The 14,730-nt window shown below is 70.5% G+C and carries 12 protein-coding genes and 1 riboswitch; of the genes, 8 read left to right on the plus strand and 4 right to left on the minus strand.

Going from position 1 to position 14,730, the window contains the following annotated elements; all coding sequences use genetic code 11:
• Nucleotides 1–31 precede the first annotated feature (31 nt).
• From AUCHE_RS15710 to AUCHE_RS09940, 4 genes are all read left to right on the plus strand, one after another.
• The gene (locus AUCHE_RS15710; RefSeq protein ID WP_006503172.1) at nucleotides 32–967 is read left to right on the plus strand and encodes a 3'-5' exonuclease; all 936 of its coding nucleotides are present in this window, start codon (nucleotides 32–34) and stop codon (nucleotides 965–967) included.
• Nucleotides 968–1,074: 107 nt separating this feature from the next.
• Nucleotides 1,075–2,073 carry an alpha/beta hydrolase gene (locus tag AUCHE_RS09930; protein WP_217994371.1) on the plus strand — a complete coding sequence of 333 codons (999 nt, stop codon included), beginning with the start codon at nucleotides 1,075–1,077 and terminating at the stop codon, nucleotides 2,071–2,073.
• A 73-nt stretch (nucleotides 2,074–2,146) separates the two neighbouring features.
• Nucleotides 2,147–3,241, plus strand: coding sequence for a tocopherol cyclase family protein (locus AUCHE_RS09935; protein ID WP_006503174.1), 1,095 nt, complete (start codon nucleotides 2,147–2,149; stop codon nucleotides 3,239–3,241).
• Complete coding sequence (locus tag AUCHE_RS09940) at nucleotides 3,238–4,794, plus strand: alpha/beta hydrolase (protein WP_081578196.1); 1,557 nt, start codon at nucleotides 3,238–3,240, stop codon at nucleotides 4,792–4,794. Before AUCHE_RS09935 ends, AUCHE_RS09940 begins: the two co-directional genes overlap by 4 nt.
• Before the next feature lie 2 nt (nucleotides 4,795–4,796).
• On the opposite strand, the gene cobF is transcribed toward AUCHE_RS09940, so the two are convergent.
• Both cobF and rocD read right to left on the minus strand, forming a co-directional pair.
• Nucleotides 4,797–5,579 (minus strand): precorrin-6A synthase (deacetylating), encoded by a 783-nt coding sequence (gene cobF, locus AUCHE_RS09945; protein ID WP_006503176.1) that lies wholly within the window; start codon nucleotides 5,577–5,579, stop codon nucleotides 4,797–4,799.
• Between the two features lie 76 nt (nucleotides 5,580–5,655).
• Complete coding sequence (gene rocD, locus AUCHE_RS09950) at nucleotides 5,656–6,921, minus strand: ornithine--oxo-acid transaminase (RefSeq protein ID WP_006503177.1); 1,266 nt, start codon at nucleotides 6,919–6,921, stop codon at nucleotides 5,656–5,658.
• Nucleotides 6,922–7,283: 362 nt separating this feature from the next.
• A riboswitch (adenosylcobalamin (AdoCbl) riboswitch) is annotated at nucleotides 7,284–7,432 on the plus strand.
• Between the two features lie 56 nt (nucleotides 7,433–7,488).
• On the opposite strand from rocD, the gene AUCHE_RS09955 reads away from it, so the two are divergent.
• On the plus strand, nucleotides 7,489–8,001 hold the full coding sequence (locus tag AUCHE_RS09955; RefSeq protein ID WP_006503178.1) for a hypothetical protein: 513 nt from the start codon (nucleotides 7,489–7,491) through the stop codon (nucleotides 7,999–8,001).
• Here the strand turns inward: AUCHE_RS09955 and AUCHE_RS09960 are convergent.
• Nucleotides 7,953–10,103, minus strand: a complete 2,151-nt coding sequence (locus AUCHE_RS09960; protein WP_052024883.1) for an MDR family MFS transporter — start codon at nucleotides 10,101–10,103, stop codon at nucleotides 7,953–7,955. The genes AUCHE_RS09955 and AUCHE_RS09960 overlap by 49 nt on opposite strands.
• Before the next feature lie 140 nt (nucleotides 10,104–10,243).
• On the opposite strand from AUCHE_RS09960, the gene AUCHE_RS09965 reads away from it, so the two are divergent.
• A complete protein-coding gene (locus AUCHE_RS09965; RefSeq protein ID WP_006503180.1) occupies nucleotides 10,244–10,636 on the plus strand; it encodes a nuclear transport factor 2 family protein in 393 nt (130 codons plus the stop codon).
• A gap of 18 nt (nucleotides 10,637–10,654) precedes the next feature.
• Here AUCHE_RS09965 and AUCHE_RS09970 read toward each other — a convergent pair whose 3' ends face one another.
• Entirely contained in the window at nucleotides 10,655–11,446 is a 792-nt protein-coding gene (locus tag AUCHE_RS09970; protein ID WP_006503181.1) for an SIR2 family NAD-dependent protein deacylase, read from the minus strand.
• A gap of 197 nt (nucleotides 11,447–11,643) precedes the next feature.
• Here AUCHE_RS09970 and AUCHE_RS09975 point away from each other — a divergent pair, with 197 nt between their 5' ends.
• Nucleotides 11,644–13,755, plus strand: a complete 2,112-nt coding sequence (locus AUCHE_RS09975) for a hypothetical protein (RefSeq protein WP_006503182.1) — start codon at nucleotides 11,644–11,646, stop codon at nucleotides 13,753–13,755.
• Between the two features lie 89 nt (nucleotides 13,756–13,844).
• Entirely contained in the window at nucleotides 13,845–14,693 is an 849-nt protein-coding gene (locus tag AUCHE_RS09980; RefSeq protein WP_006503183.1) for an Fpg/Nei family DNA glycosylase, read from the plus strand.
• The last annotated feature ends 37 nt before the right edge of the window (nucleotides 14,694–14,730 follow it).

Genomic DNA, 14,730 nt, shown 5'->3' on the forward strand with positions numbered 1-14,730 from the left:
CCGCGGGCCGCCCGCGAGAAAGGTGACCCCGATGACGCCACTGGCCGGCCTGGCCCTCACCGCAGGAATCACCTACTCCGCGCTGCGCCGCGGCCGCATCGCCGACGCCTTGCGCCGCGCCGGGAGAACCCGCCCCCGCCGCCGGCAGAACCCGCCCCGCAACACCCGTAACCAGACCAGGCTCCTGTCCCCCCGCCCCACCAGCACGACCTCCCACTTCCCCCGCACCCACCGGCCGTTCGCCGAAGCCGGGATGCGCGGCGAAATGTTCGTCTACGCACACCCCGACGAAGGAAAAAAACACACCGGCCCGTACGCCGTCCTCGGGTTCAAGACCACCGGCCCGACCCCGACGACAGGCTCCCGGATCGTCGAGATCGCCGTCGTCCGCATCGACACGGACGGGCAGATCACCGACGAGTACACGACCCTGGTCGACCCCGGTTGCCCCACCGGAACGGCCTTCGCCCACGGCATCACCGATGACACCGTCGCCCAGGCGCCGACCTTCGCCGAGATCGCCGACGACATCCTCGCCCGACTCGACGGCGCCGTCATCGTCGCCCACAACGCGCTCTTCGAAGAGTCCTTCCTCAGCGCAGAACTCGCCGCAGCCGGACTCGCCCGCCCCCGCCTTCCCGCCGTCTGCACCGCCTGGCTGTCCCGACAGGTTCTCGACATGCCCAACCACAAACTGGGCACCCTGTCCCGGCACCTCGACACCCCCTTCACCGACAGCCACACCGCACTCGGAGAAGCCCGCACGCTCGCCGCGCTGTTCCCGCTGCTGACCGGCCGCCTCACCCACCCCCTGCACTACCGCTGCTCGCCCTACCGGCACCGGATCCTGCCCCGCCCCGGACAGGCCACCACCCTCGCCGCCCCCCGCACCGCCCAAGCCATCCCACCCGCCTGGACAGTGCATTCACCGCAGGCACCCGCACCCCTGTCCGGCCTCACCGACTGACCCGCCGGACCCCGCCGACTGACCCGCCTGGCCCCGCCGACGGACCGACCGGCACCACCGACCCCACAAGCCCCGCCCAGGCCCCCACCACCGGCTACCCTGCGGAGGTGGGGACAGATCCGAGCACGGCCACCGGGCGGCCCGAGCACATGCGCGACGCACCCGACGACGCCCTACGCATGTGGGCCGCCGCAGCATCCGAATCCCGCCCGCTCGCCGCCCATCTCGGAGTCGCCCGCCTCCGACTGGCGAACAAGAAAGCCGCCAAGGCCGCCGGCCCCGGACCCGAGATGGCCTCCGTCGAAGACCACGACCTCGGCCGGCATCTCACCGCCCGGATCTACCGGCCCCGACTCGCCCGACTCCCCGTCCTGGTCTACCTGCACGGCGGGGGATTCGTCCTCGGCGACCTGGACACCCACGACCGGTTGGCCCGACGGATCGCCCACCACGCCGATGTGACCGTCATGGCCGTCGACTACCGCCGCGCCCCCGAATTCCGAGCCCCGGCAGCGATCGACGACGCTGTACGCGCCATGCGTTGGGCCGACGCCATGCTCGGCCTCGTCGGCGGCGACGACCGAGCCGGAATCGGCATCGCCGGAGACTCCGCCGGCGGACTGCTCGCAGCGATGACCGCGCTCCGCCTCCGCGACGACGCCCACGCCGGGAAAGGCGACCCCGCAGGACACCTCCTCCTGATGACCCCCCTGATCGACCTGACACTGACCTCGCCGAGCATCCGGCAGAAAGGCCACGGCTGGGGCATCGAACAAGAAGACCTGAAGTGGTACGTCGACCAGTGGGTCCCGGAACGACCCCGCCGGGACGACCCCGCCGTGAACCCCCTCTACGCCTCCCTGGCCGGGCTGCCCCCGTCCTTCGTCGTCACCGCGGAACACGACCCCCTGCGGGACGACGGGCTCTGGCTCGCCCAACGACTGCGCGCCGCCGGGGTGCCCTGCGAACACCTGCACTACGACGCCCTCGTCCACGGCTTCCTCCAACTCGACCAGGCCTCACCGGCCTGCGCGCGCGCCGGTGACGAAGCCCTGCGACGCTATGGGTCCTTCCTGCGACAGGCCTTCGACCTCGAAGAAAACTGACCTCCTTCGCTATACCTTTGCCACAAAACCTGATTCGTTGATCCGACCGGTCCGGTCGAAGGGAGACGGTGTGATGGCACGACCGTTGAAAGGACTCCGGGCGCGCTACCGTCGCACCGGCGCCGACGGCCCCTACGGGGATCCCACCGGCGCCCACGACGTCGCCATGGAAGGCTATTTCTGGCGCTTCACCACGTCGGAGGCCGCGACGGCGATCGTCCTGGCCGGGATCAACCGGGACACCACGGGGCGTCACTGGACCACCCTCGGCGTCGCCGACCACCCCGGCGGGCATCTCGCTGTCACCGCCGTCGACGGCGGACGAGCCGGGCCGGACGGCATCGACGCCCAGGTCTGCGGCCCCTTGCTCACCGCTCCCGACCGGAATGCGCATTTCACCGGGACGGCCGAGCATGTGCGCGTGGACATGCCCGGTGCCCACGTCGACGTCCGGGTCCGCGGCCTCCGCGGCTATCCCGCGGGTCTGCGGCATCCTTTCGGCGGTTCCAGCATCTTCCAGACGGTGCCCGGGCTGAACCAGTACTGGCATCCCTGGGCTCTGGGGGGACGCGCCGACGGTGTCGTGGTCGTCGACGGCAGTGAGATCCTCCTGGAGGACGCGGAGGTTTATGCGGAGAAGAATTGGGGGCGCGAGGGGTTCCCGGATTCCTGGTGGTGGGGGCAGGCGCAGGGCTTCGGTGACGGTGCCTGTGTGGCCTTCGCCGGCGGTCAGGTCACCGCGGGCCCGCTGCGCACCGAAGTCACTGCCGTGGTCGTCGCACTACCCGACGGGCAGGTACTCCGGGTCGGGGACCCGGTGGTCTCGCCGGTCCGGGCGGAGATCACCGGCGAACGGTGGCGGTTGCTCGGGCGCGACCGGACTTGGACGGTCCTCGTCCACGGCGAGGGTCCGCTCGAGCAGGCGCACGTCCTGCCGGTCCCGTTGCCGTCGCGACGACGCAATACCGCCGGTGCGGTGGAGCATCTGGGGGCGCGCATGTCCGTCTCGGTGTGGCGGCGCGGGTGTCGGGTCTGGTCCGGTACCAGCGTGACGGCCGGGTTGGAGCATGGCGGCCGGGCCCGGACCGAAGCCGAGTTACGACGTCGGGGTGCCCCGGCCGGGGTGATCGCGGCGGTGCCCTCCCGTCGGCTCCCGGCGACGGTATGAGCGGTCCCCGTCCCGGGCGCGGCCGCGGGCAACCCCCCGGCGGGGGTATCCGGGCCGGGAAAGAGCCGGTGCGTCGGCTGTCTCAGGAGTTATCTTCAGCAGCCGATGAACTCGACCGTGTTCTCGGGCGGGCGGCGGCCTTGCACGAAGAATTCGTGCGTCAGGCCGGTTCCGCACACGGGTGGGACCGGTGGGAAGAAACCCTCACCGACGAGCTGCGCCACCGTCGGCTCCGCATGATCTTCCTGACCGTCGATTCCCTGGCCGACCTCCTGCGGACCGAAGCGGACGAAGCGGCCACGCGTTTCCCCGACGTCGACGCGGCCGGGAGTCGGCTCCCCCGCATCCCGGCCGGCGAACACCCCGCCCAGGTCGCCCGATGGTGGGCGGCGCTTCCCCCGGCCGACCGCCGACTCGTCATCGACCGGCTGGGGCACTGGTCGGGTCGTACCGACGGCCTGCCCTGCCGGGTGCGTCACGAAGCGAATATGGCGACTCTCGCCGAGGAGATCCACCTGCGCGCCGCCGACATCAGCGACGAGGTCGCCGCCGCCGCAGGGCCGGGCGACGGGCCGATCCCCCTGGGGCACGGCATCGACGACGCCGACGAACGGGCCCGGCGCGACCTGCGCGGGCTGTTGAAACTTCGCGCCTTGTTGGCCCCCGCCGGAGACGAACCACGCATCCCCGAATCCGTGGTCCCTGCCGAATCCCTCGCCGCGCTGGAAGAAATCACCACCCCGTGGGAGCAGCGCTCCCTGTACCTGCTCGACGCCCGCACGTACCCGCTCCGCACCGCCGTGGTGCTCGGCGACCTCGAACGGGCCCACACGGTGATCGTGCACGTGCCCGGGACGACGACCACGGTCGACCTGCGTCTCTACCGGGAAGCGATGTGGATGTCCGCCCTGCGGGAGGAGGCCGGACGGGTCGCCGGAGAGGACCGGGGCGGCGCGGACGGCATCGCCGTCGTCGACTGGATCGGCTACCAGGCCCCCTACGACATCGCGACCCGGCAGGCCCTGGGCAAGAGCGGCATCCGCTGGCTGGTACCCGGCGAAGCCATCGACGAACGGTACGCCCGGGAAGCAGCACCCCTCCTCGGCGACTGCGCGGAAGGTCTACGCGCGCTGACCGGCCCGGACATCCGGCTGGTCGCCTCCGGGCACAGCTACGGCGCGTCCGTGCTCGGCCTGGCCCTCCAGCAGACCGATGTCTTCGACGCCTGCCTGGTGACCGGCTGCCCCGGGCTGTTCACCGACGACCTCTCCGCGCTGAAGGTGCCGTCCGGGCAGGTGTACGCCGCCGTCGCCACCGGCGACTTCATCCCCCGGCTGGGCATCTTCGGCCCGGAGGTGTCGAAACTAGCCGGTGTGAAACCGCTGGCGCCGATGCCCCACCTGGCCACTTACCCGGACGGCAGCCGGACCTGGACCCGGCTCAACATGGGCCACGAGTCCTACTACGACCGAGGGTCGTCCTTGCTGCACGACCTGGCGTCGGCGGCGGTGGGGGTCGAGCCGCCGAGCCGGTGGCCCTCCTGGGCCACCTGACCTCAGGACCGCGGGCTCACCGTACGACGACGCAACAGGTAGGTGTCGAACATCCAGCCCTTCCGGGCGGCGGCCTCGGCCCGGGCCTCGACGATCCGCCCGCCGACCTCCGCCAAGGACCCGGAGATCAACATCTCGTCCGGGGTCCCCAGGTAGGCGCCCCAGTAGATGTCCAGACCGGTCGGGTCGATCCGGGAGAAGGTCTGTCGACCGTCGAGCATCACCACGACGTCGTCGACCCCGTCGGGCATCCCGTCGGCCAACAGCCTCGCCGGGCTGACCTGCACGGCCCGCCCCTGCCTGTTCAACGGGATGCGGTGTCGGGCCGCGAGCGCAAGCACGCTGCTGACGCCGGGGATCACCCGGACGTCGAGGGGTTCGTCTTCCGGGGCCCGGCCGGCCAGTTCCTCCACGATCGCCAAGGTGCTCTCGTACAGGCTGGGGTCCCCCCACACCAGGAAGCCTCCGGTCTGGCCGTCGGCGAGCGCTTCCGATACGGCCCGGCCCCATTGGTCGATGCGTTGTTCGCGCCAGCGGGTGACGGCGGCGTCGTAGTCGGGGGCGGAACGCCAGGGGCGGGGCGGGTCGCGGAGTTCGACGACGCGCAGGGGGGTGGTGCGGTGGCGGGTGATCAGTTCACGTCGGATGCGGACCGGTTCGTCGAGGTCGGCTTCTTTGAGGACGACGAAGAGGACGTCGATGGTCTGGATGGCGCGGACGGCTTCGAGGGTGACCCAGTCGGGGTCGCCGGCGCCGATCCCGATGAGCAGCATCGTCCGGTTCACGGCGTTCTCGTCCCGGTGGCGTGGTGTCGGCCGGTCATCGTGTTCCCCTTCGTCCCGTGTTCGTCCGAAGCTCATGCTAGAGGTGGGCTGTTCGGGCTGCGGCGAGGACGGCGGCGAGGGTGTCGACGATGAGGGTGACCTCGTCGGTGGTGACGGTGAGCGGTGGGGCGATCCGCAGGGTCGAGCCGTGGGTCTCCTTGACCAGTACGCCTCGGTCGGCCATCCGTCGGGCGGCGTCCTTGCCGGTCATGAGTTCGGGGTCGATGTCGACGCCGGCCCAGAGTCCGCGGAGGCGGACGGCGGTGACGCCCTGTCCGATGAGAGCATCCAGTCCTTCCCGCAGTGTTGGTTCGAGTTCTCTCGCACGCTCTTGGAATTCGCCGGTGCGGAGGAGCGCGACGACGGCGCTGCCGACTGCTGCGGCCAGCGGATTCCCCCCGAAGGTCGACCCGTGGGAGCCCGGGGTGAAGACGCCCAACACGTCGGCGTCGGCGACCACGGCCGACACCGGGACGATCCCACCGCCGAGCGCTTTGCCGAGCAGGTAGACGTCGGGGACGACTTCCTCGTGGTCGCAGGCGAAGAGCGCGCCGGTGCGGCCGAGCCCGGACTGGATCTCGTCGGCCATCATCAGGGCTCGCCGTTCGGTGCACAGCCGACGCACCCCTTGCAGGAAACCCGCCGGTGGGATGACGACGCCGCCCTCCCCCTGGATGGGTTCCAGCAGCACGGCGACGGTGTCGCTGTCCACGGCGGCGTCCAAGGCGTCGAGGTCGCCGTAGGGGACGACCCGGAAACCGGGGGTGAACGGACCGAAGTGCGCGCGCGCCTCGGGGTCGGTGGAGAAACCGACGATGGTGGTGGTGCGGCCGTGGAAGTTGCCGTCCATCACGACGATCGTGGACCGTTCCACCGGGACGCCCTTGACGACGACTCCCCAACGGCGGGCCATCTTGACGGCGCTCTCCACGGCTTCTGCGCCGGTGTTCATCGGAAGCACCATGTCCTTGCCGCACAGGTCGGCCAGTTCCCGACAGAAGTTGCCCAGACCGGCCGCGTGGAAGGCCCGACTGGTCAGGGTCAACCGGTCGAGTTGGGCGTGCGCGGCGGCGAGGAGGTCAGGGTGGCGGTGGCCGAAGTTCAGCGCGGAATAGCCTGCGAGGGCGTCGAGATACCGGTGCCCGTCGACGTCCTGCACCCAGGCTCCTTCGCCGCTGTCCAGCACGACCGGCAGGGGCGCGTAGTTGGGTGCGACCCGACGGTTCGCCTCCGCCAGATGTGCTGCGGTGCGAGGGCAGGCCCGTTCACGACGGGCGATCGGGGGGGCGGGCTGCTCCAGCATTCCAGGGCTCCTGTCGCAGGTGATGCCCGAGACAGTGCACCACGGCGGCGCGCACGGCCGACCGTTCCCGGTGTCCCTGCCTCGGGGACCGATGGGGTGACCGACTGCTCCAGGCGACCGGGCTGAGACCGTCGAGGAGGACGGGCATCACCGTTGCGGGACAGCGCCGGATTCTCACCGGCTTCGCTGAAGGGTCGGTGGGCCGTCGGAGACGACCCGGCCACACGCTAACACCCAGGACGAGGGCTGTGTCGGGAACGGCGGGTCTCCACGAGGGACGAGGTCGCGGCTCGGACGAGGGACCTTCGTCCGGGTCGAAGCCGGGACGGGCCTGGAGCGCCGGTGTTACTGTGACCGCGACCGCACTGCCGCGGTTGTCGATCGTTCAGCGAAGCCGGTGAGAATCCGGCGCTGTCCCGCAACGGTGATGCCTGTCACTTCCCGGCAGGCTCAGTCCGGTCGCCTGACGGTCGGCTCACATCGACCCTCGAGGCAAGGGGCCGGGTGACAGCGGCTGTCGCCGCACGGTCCCCTCGCGCCTCAGGACGCTACCGAGGAGTTAGCGAGATGACCGAAGCCATCACCAGTGCACCCCCGTTGACCTTTCCCGATCATGGCTGCCCGGCCTCCGTGGTCCGGCTGTGCTCCCACCACCAGGGGCAGAACGCCCTGTGGCAGTCCGGGACGATGAAATACCTGATCCGACACGACCGTCAGGAAGAAAGCCGCCGCGAACAGAAAAGATGGATCGACTCGGCCCTCGTGGAGGAGTCCTTCGAACTGGTGATCGTGCGGGACGACCTGGGCGACCCGGTCGCCGCGCTGGACCTGGTGCACGCCGAGGACGGGCGGTTCGTCGTCACCCAGCGGGCCCTGCTGGACAGCCCCCGCAACCGTCGTCTCCTGGCCTCTGCGGTGACCCGGGTCGTCGACGCAGCCGCGAAGGACGTCCTGCACGCCCGTGGACCGGTCGTCGCCGCAGCTCTCGCCCAGGCCGGGTGGCTCGTGGCAGGTTACGCCGGTGACGACTACTACGTGTGGTCCTCGGATGTCGTCCCGCCCGAGCCGACTGTTCGTTGACCCGGACGTCGGATCAGATCGACGAGGAGCGCCGCCGTCAAGGCGCTGTTGACCGCGGACAGACTGTCGAGGTCGACGGCGGCATGACGTTCGGTCACCAACGGTTCCACCGTGCTGAGGACATGCTCGTCGTCCAGTTCGGCGGCGGCAGCGGCCAGGGTGCGTTGCAGGTCCGGGGAGAGCACCCCGCCGGGCCGTTCCCCGGCAGCGGCGACCTCGGCGGCGTACTTCTCTGAGCGCGCCGCGATCTCGTGGTCCTCGGTGGTCAACATCAGCGAAGTCCGGTCGAGCAGGGAGATCCCCCGGCCGAGGTCTCCGTCACCGAGATCTTCCACGGCCCGGAGCAGATAAGGATGCCCACCCCGTCCGGCCTGTTCGGCGAGCAACGCGAGCTGCAACCCGAGGAGGCGTTCCTTCGTACGGGAGGCCGCCGAACCATGCCCCAGGGGTACGGCGAGCAGATCACCCGCAGCTGATCGTCCCATCGTGTCGAGCAGTTCCCGGGCCTGGCCTTCGTCGGTGTGCACGGTGTCGCGCAGCGGAGTCGGCGTGATCCCCAGGGTGAGCAGCAGGGTGAGCCCGGCCAGCGGTATCCCGACGAGGAAGACGGTGTGCAGCGAGTCGGCCAGGCCCCAACGGACAGCTTCGGCGACGACCGGCGGGAGCTGCCGCAGGGTCGCCGGGTCCAGCACGGAACCGGCGTTGACCCCGGCGACTCCGTGAGCCGGAGCAGTCGAACCGGGCAGGTGTGCTGCGATGGCGCCGGGCAGACGGGTCGTCATCACCGTGCCGAAGACCGCGACCCCCACGGTGGAACCGACATTGCGGAAGAACTGCACCCCGGCGGTGGCGACACCCAGGTCGGAACGCATCACACTGTTCTGCACAACCAGGGTGTACACCGGGTTGCAGGCACCCAGGCCGACCCCGAGGACCGCCATCGCCACGGTCAGTTCGAACTCGGTCGAGGTGCGGTCGAGACGGACCAGCAGCAGATAACCCAGGGCGACGACGAGGACACCCAGGACGCACAACTCCTTGTAACGGCCGGTGCGGGTGATGAACATGCCGCCGACGATGCCGACCAGCACGAGGGCGACCATCAACGGCATCAGGATCATCCCGGAGTTGGTGGCGCTGGCACCGAGGACGCCCTGGGCGTAGACCGGGATGTAGATGACGGCGCCGAACATGATCATCGACAGCACGAAGGAGGCCAGCACCGACAGGGCGAAGGAGGAGTTCCCGAAGAGGTGCAACGGCAGGATCGGTTCGTCGCTGCGACGTTCGAGAACGACGAAGACCAGGAGAAGCACGGCCCCGACGACGTACATGCCGACGATCCGGGGCGAGGACCACGGGTAGGCGGTGCCACCGAGGGTGGTCGCCGTCAACAGGAGCACGAGAGCAGGGCTGAGAGTGAGAATGCCCGGCCAGTCGAGCCGGGCGTCACGGCGTTCGTGAGGCAGGTGCAGGGATGCCGCCAGCACGACGAAGGCGACGACCCCGAAGGGCAGGGCCGCGAAGAACAACCAACGCCACCCCCAATGGTCGGTGACGAACCCGCCGGCGAGTGGCCCGGCCACAGAGGTCAACCCGAAGACCGAACCCATGATGCCCTGGTACTTGCCGCGCTGACGCGGGGGAATCATGTCCCCGACGATGGTCTGGGAGAGCGTCATCAAGGTGCCCATGCCCAGGCCCTGGAGAGCCCGGGCCGCGACCAGCATCCAGAAGTTCAGGGCCGACCCGGCGACGACGGAACCGAGCATGAAGACGACGATGCCGCCCAGGCAGAAGGTCCGCCGACCGTGCAGGTCGGAAAGTTTCCCGACGATGGGCACGCTGATCGCGCTGACCAGCATCGCCGCGGTGGCGATCCACGAATAATGCTCCATCCCGCCGAGCTCGGCGACGATACGCGGCATGGCCGGGCCGACGATGGTCTGGCTGATGGAGGCCACGAACATCGCGATCATCAGGCCGGCGAAGATCTTGCGCTCGTCACGGCCGAGGACGAACGCCGTGGCGCCGGTGTCAGATCCGGTAGATGCGGGACTCACGGGTGCTCCTGGTGTCGCAGGGTGTTCATCGATTCCCATCGGCAGCACAGGCCGGGCGGTCGAGGGCTGCGGGTCGAACAAGGTCACCACAGCAGCCGCCGACCCGCACCCCGGAAGCCCCGGCCGCCCACCGGACCGGCGGGCGCCCAGCCCCCGCACGACGTGGTGGGATGTCAGGCATGGACCCCAGGACGATCCCCCACGCCCCCGCAGACCTGCTGTCCGAGCTCATGACCCGTGAACGACTGCTGCACTTCCCCGAACCGGGCGTCACCCGGGCCGACCTCGAAGCAGGGATGATCGAGGACTACTGGGAGGTCGGCGCCTCGGGCGGACATTTCGACATCGACGTCATCTGGCAGGTCGTCCGGCGACGGGCCGAGCAGGACACCGTCGCGCCCTGGCGCACCGAGGACGAGGAATGCCGGCTCGTCGCACCGGACACCTACCTGTTGACCTACCTGCTCGACCAGGACGGGCGCCGCACCCGCCGTTCCACGATCTGGCGCGTCCAGGGCGGCACCTGGCTCGCCGTCTACCACCAGGGGACGGTCGTCACCGGGCAGTGGTGACGACCCTACCCGCGGCAGTCACCCCTGAGGAAAGCCCAGGGCTTCGACCAGCGCGGGGAGCGCGCGTCCGGCGTCCTCCCGCCAACACAGGTCGCCCCCCCAGGACAGTTCGGTGTGCTGCGGGTTGATCTCCACGACCGTCGTGCCGTGCCCCCGGGCGATATCAGGCAGCGACGCCGCCGGTTGGACCACGCCCGACGTCCCGACCACCAACACCAGGTCCGTGGTGAGCATCAGGTCCACGGCCCGGTCGAAGGCGCCCTCCGGCAGCCGCTCGCCGAAGAGCACCACGTCCGGGCGGACATTCGCCGCGCACCCCGGACAGGACGGCGGCGCCACCCGCAGCTCGACCTCCTCCCCGTCCTGCGACGGCGGAACCGGCAGGTCGTACGGGCGCGCGCAGCTCTCACAGGAGAAGGTGAACAGCGATCCGTGCAAGTGGAGGGCCTGCAATGATCCGGCCCGTTCGTGCAGGTCGTCGACGTTCTGGGTGACGACGTCGACCCGGGTGTGACGTGCCCATTCGGCGAGTGCGCGATGTCCGTCGTGCGGGGTGCAGCGGCCGATGAGCCGGGCCAGCCACCAATGCCAGGCCCAGACCAGGTCGGGGTCGTGCATCCAGGCTTCTGCGGTGGCGACCTCGTCGGGGTCGGCCCGCCCCCACAGGGCCTTGTCGGCGTCTCGGAAGACGGGAACCCCGCTCTCCGCGGACATCCCGGCCCCGGTGAGCACGGTGACATGCTCGGCTTCCTGCGCGGCGGCGAGGAGGGAGGCAGGGACGGTCGCACGATGCTCGGTTCGGGGGTTCATACATCCATGGTGGCGCAGGTATCGAGGACTTTCGTCCAGGTGTTCCCTCCCTTCGACGACCGATGTTGCCCACCAAACGGATTGAACTTTCTGCGTGACCTGATGGGTGGCCTTCCGAGCTAACCGTCCCGGGCCTGCGGCCGATAGGCACTGACGACAGCGGTGGCCCCGACCGCTGCCCAGGAGGGAATACCACGATGAGTCCGCGCGACGACGAGCCCGACCGGTACGCCGGCGAGACCCGTGCGGAACGTCGACGTCGCCTCCAGTCGGAAGCCGCATGGTCGACGCCGTCATGGCCGCCGACCCCTGATCTGCATCCGGGTCCTGCCCCGGGTGAACCCGGGCCGTACGATCCGCTGCCCTACGGGGTGCACGCCTACCCGGACATCGAGGACGCCGTCATCGAAGAGTACGTCGAGGACCCGATGGGTCCTGCCTACGGTGCGGCGCCGGCCGCCGGCTCGTACCGCGACCCGTGGGAGTCCGTCGACACCTTCGTGGAGGAACCGGAGCTGCCCGTGGCCTCCCCGGCGCCCTATCCCGAGGAGGCCCTGACACGTCCCGAGGAGGTTCCCGAACCGTCGGCCCCGGCGGGTCGCCATGTCGCGCACCGCGCCTACGGTGGACGGCCGGCGGCTCTCCCTCCCGCGGCGGAAGCTGCCGTTCCGGTGGAGAAGGCCGGGCCGTCGGCGGCCACCGACCCGGGCCCGGAGCCGCCCGCCCCTGTGGCGTCGGAGGACGTCGACAGATCGGCGACACCGGTCGACGACGCCGGCGAAGAACCCGGCCGCGCCGCCCGGGAGAAGGCCCCGTCGACGCAGGACAGTCCCGGGGAGGGAACCCCGGAGAGCCGCCCGTCCACCGACGCCGACGGCACGGCACCCATCGCCGGTCTCGCCGAAGCCCCGGATCCGGCATCGGCTGCCGCGGCACTCCAGATGCTGGCCGCCAAGGCCGCCGCCGAACGTCTCTCCGGGCCTCGCGCCGCCATCACCGACGGCACGGCCGAGCCTGCCGGCGAACGCTCACCCGTCTGGTCCGAACGCGCCCGGCGCGCCTCCGAACGCATGGCCGCCGACAAACTCGCCGCCACCCGGATGGCTGCCGTGCGAGCCGCCGCCGCCCAACGTGCCGCGCAGGCCGAGACCCTGAGACAGGCGACGCCGACGTCTCCCTCCGCGCCGACGGCCGATCCTGCGGCGGCCACGCCCGACCCGGTGGCCGAACGGACCGACACAGGCGGCGACAACCCCTCCCCGTCAGCCCCCGACGCACCGGAACAGGGCGGACCCGCCGGGACGGGCTCCCCCGACAGCCCCCGCCCGGAGGCAGCGGACAGCCCCGACACCCCGACCGCACAGAAGAAATGGGGGCGGTCGAAGAAGACCCCCAAACCACCCAAGCCACCCAAGACCCCGAAACCGAAGAAACCGAAGAAGATCACCCCCACCTGGGCGAAGATCGCCTTCGGCGGGGCCACCGTCCTCGTCCTCGCCTTCGGAGGCACCCTCGCCGCCCGCAACCTCGGCGCGCTCAGCTCCCTCGGCGGGCTCTCCCCCACGCCCAGCGCCACCAGCCTGCCGACCACCGCCACCGACTCGCCCACGACGAGTCCGACCGCCACCACGAATCCCACCGGCGGCGGGAGCATCCCCGCCTCGATGGCCTGCGACCCCGGCGCGTGGGCGGGGAAACTCGCCGACGAAGCCGCCGCGAAGGAATTCACCGCATCCGCTGTCGCCGAGGCCTACTGCCTGACCGCCGGCACCGTCCGGGACATCGGATTCACTTCCCTGGCCGCCCGACGGCAAGCCGGACAGCCCTATACGGCAACTGAATTCGACGCCGCCGCGGCCTATATGTCCCCCGACCTGCGCACCCAATGGCAGAAAGATGTCGCCGCACTGGTGCGCTCGCAGGATCCCGCCGGGGAGGCCGGGCGTCGGATCTCCGCGCTGACCCGCCTGGCCTGGGACAACCAGACGCTGAAATTCGACCCGAAGGCGAAGGACCGAGCGACCGACTTCGCCGTCGGACGACCGGTGACCTGGACGGCCAAGGGCACCGACGGGGTGTCCCGGCTGGGTCTCGGATTCGAGACCGGCATCGTCACCCACATGGTCGACGGCTCCGGCCGGTCCCAACAACAGATCCTCAAACGCACCTACCGGATCGCCTTGATCAAGGCGCAGGGTCCCCGCCCCTGGCTGATCGACGCCTACCAGGTGACCGAACAGACCGCGGCGCTGTCCACCCAGACCGTCACCCCCACGGCGACCCGCTCAGGACAGACCTCCCGACGGTGAACGCCCGGCCCGCCGCCTTCCCCACAGGGCGTACGGTGCTGGTTGTCCCGCTCCCCTCGAATCCGCGCCCGTGGAGGTCCAGCACAGCGATGCCCGAAGGTCACGTCATCCACCGTCTTGCCGCGTCGTACACGGAGGCCTTCGCCGGACGGGCGACCCGCAGCAGCAGCCCGCAGGGCCGTTTCGCCGATTCCGCGGCCCTCATCGACGGCCGCCCCCTGGACGCGGCGGAGGCCTACGGCAAGCACCTGTTCTGCCATTTCGGGCCGGACATCGTGCACATCCACCTCGGCATGGCCGGGAAGACCTCGTTGCACCACGCCCCGCAGGACACCGACGCCCTCCTCGCGGAACGTCCGGTGACCGGTGCGGTCCGGTGGCGGTTGGAGAACGACGACGCCTGGTGCGACCTGCGCGGGCCGGCGATCTGCCGACTCGTCGACGACGACGCCCGCCGGGTCGTCCTGGCCAGGCTCGGGCCCGACCCGTTACGGCAGGACGCCGAGCCCGACCAGGCGTGGGCCCGCGTCCACCGGTCGAAGCGGTCGATCGCCGAGCTGCTCATGGACCAGAAGATCTTCGCCGGGGTGGGCAACATCTTCCGCGCCGAGGTGCTCTACCGGGCCGGCATGGACCCGATGCTGCCCGGGGTCGGCCTCTCCCGCGCGGACTTCGATCTGATCTGGGACGACCTGGTCGAGCTGATGGCCTACGCGGTACGGCACGGACGGATCGACACCGTCCGGGACGAACACTCCCCGGAGACGACCGGGCGGGCGCCGCGTCAGGACCGGCACGGCGGTGAGGTCTACGTGTACCGACGGGCCGCGCTGCCCTGCCATGTGTGCGACACCCCGGTACGCACCGTGGTGGTCGCCCAACGGAATCTGTTCTGGTGCCCGGGCTGCCAGCCCGAACCGGCGGGAGCATCGGCCTAGTTACCCACCACACACGTCGAGATGCCTTCTCCTTCAA

Source organism: Austwickia chelonae NBRC 105200 (assembly GCF_000298175.1).
Taxonomy (GTDB): Bacteria; Actinomycetota; Actinomycetes; order Actinomycetales; family Dermatophilaceae; genus Austwickia; species Austwickia chelonae.

What these genes read in the sequence shown, in the direction of transcription:
- AUCHE_RS15710 (WP_006503172.1), top strand. Translation starts at nt 32, where the DNA reads ATGACGCCACTGGCCGGCCTGGCCCTCACCGCAGGAATCACCTACTCC.
- AUCHE_RS09935 (WP_006503174.1), top strand. Translation starts at nt 2,147, where the DNA reads ATGGCACGACCGTTGAAAGGACTCCGGGCGCGCTACCGTCGCACCGGC.
- AUCHE_RS09940 (WP_081578196.1), top strand. Translation starts at nt 3,238, where the DNA reads ATGAGCGGTCCCCGTCCCGGGCGCGGCCGCGGGCAACCCCCCGGCGGG.
- rocD (WP_006503177.1), bottom strand. Translation starts at nt 6,921, where the DNA reads ATGCTGGAGCAGCCCGCCCCCCCGATCGCCCGTCGTGAACGGGCCTGC.
- AUCHE_RS09955 (WP_006503178.1), top strand. Translation starts at nt 7,489, where the DNA reads ATGACCGAAGCCATCACCAGTGCACCCCCGTTGACCTTTCCCGATCAT.
- AUCHE_RS09960 (WP_052024883.1), bottom strand. Translation starts at nt 10,103, where the DNA reads ATGGGAATCGATGAACACCCTGCGACACCAGGAGCACCCGTGAGTCCC.
- AUCHE_RS09965 (WP_006503180.1), top strand. Translation starts at nt 10,244, where the DNA reads ATGGACCCCAGGACGATCCCCCACGCCCCCGCAGACCTGCTGTCCGAG.
- AUCHE_RS09970 (WP_006503181.1), bottom strand. Translation starts at nt 11,446, where the DNA reads ATGAACCCCCGAACCGAGCATCGTGCGACCGTCCCTGCCTCCCTCCTC.
- AUCHE_RS09975 (WP_006503182.1), top strand. Translation starts at nt 11,644, where the DNA reads ATGAGTCCGCGCGACGACGAGCCCGACCGGTACGCCGGCGAGACCCGT.
- AUCHE_RS09980 (WP_006503183.1), top strand. Translation starts at nt 13,845, where the DNA reads ATGCCCGAAGGTCACGTCATCCACCGTCTTGCCGCGTCGTACACGGAG.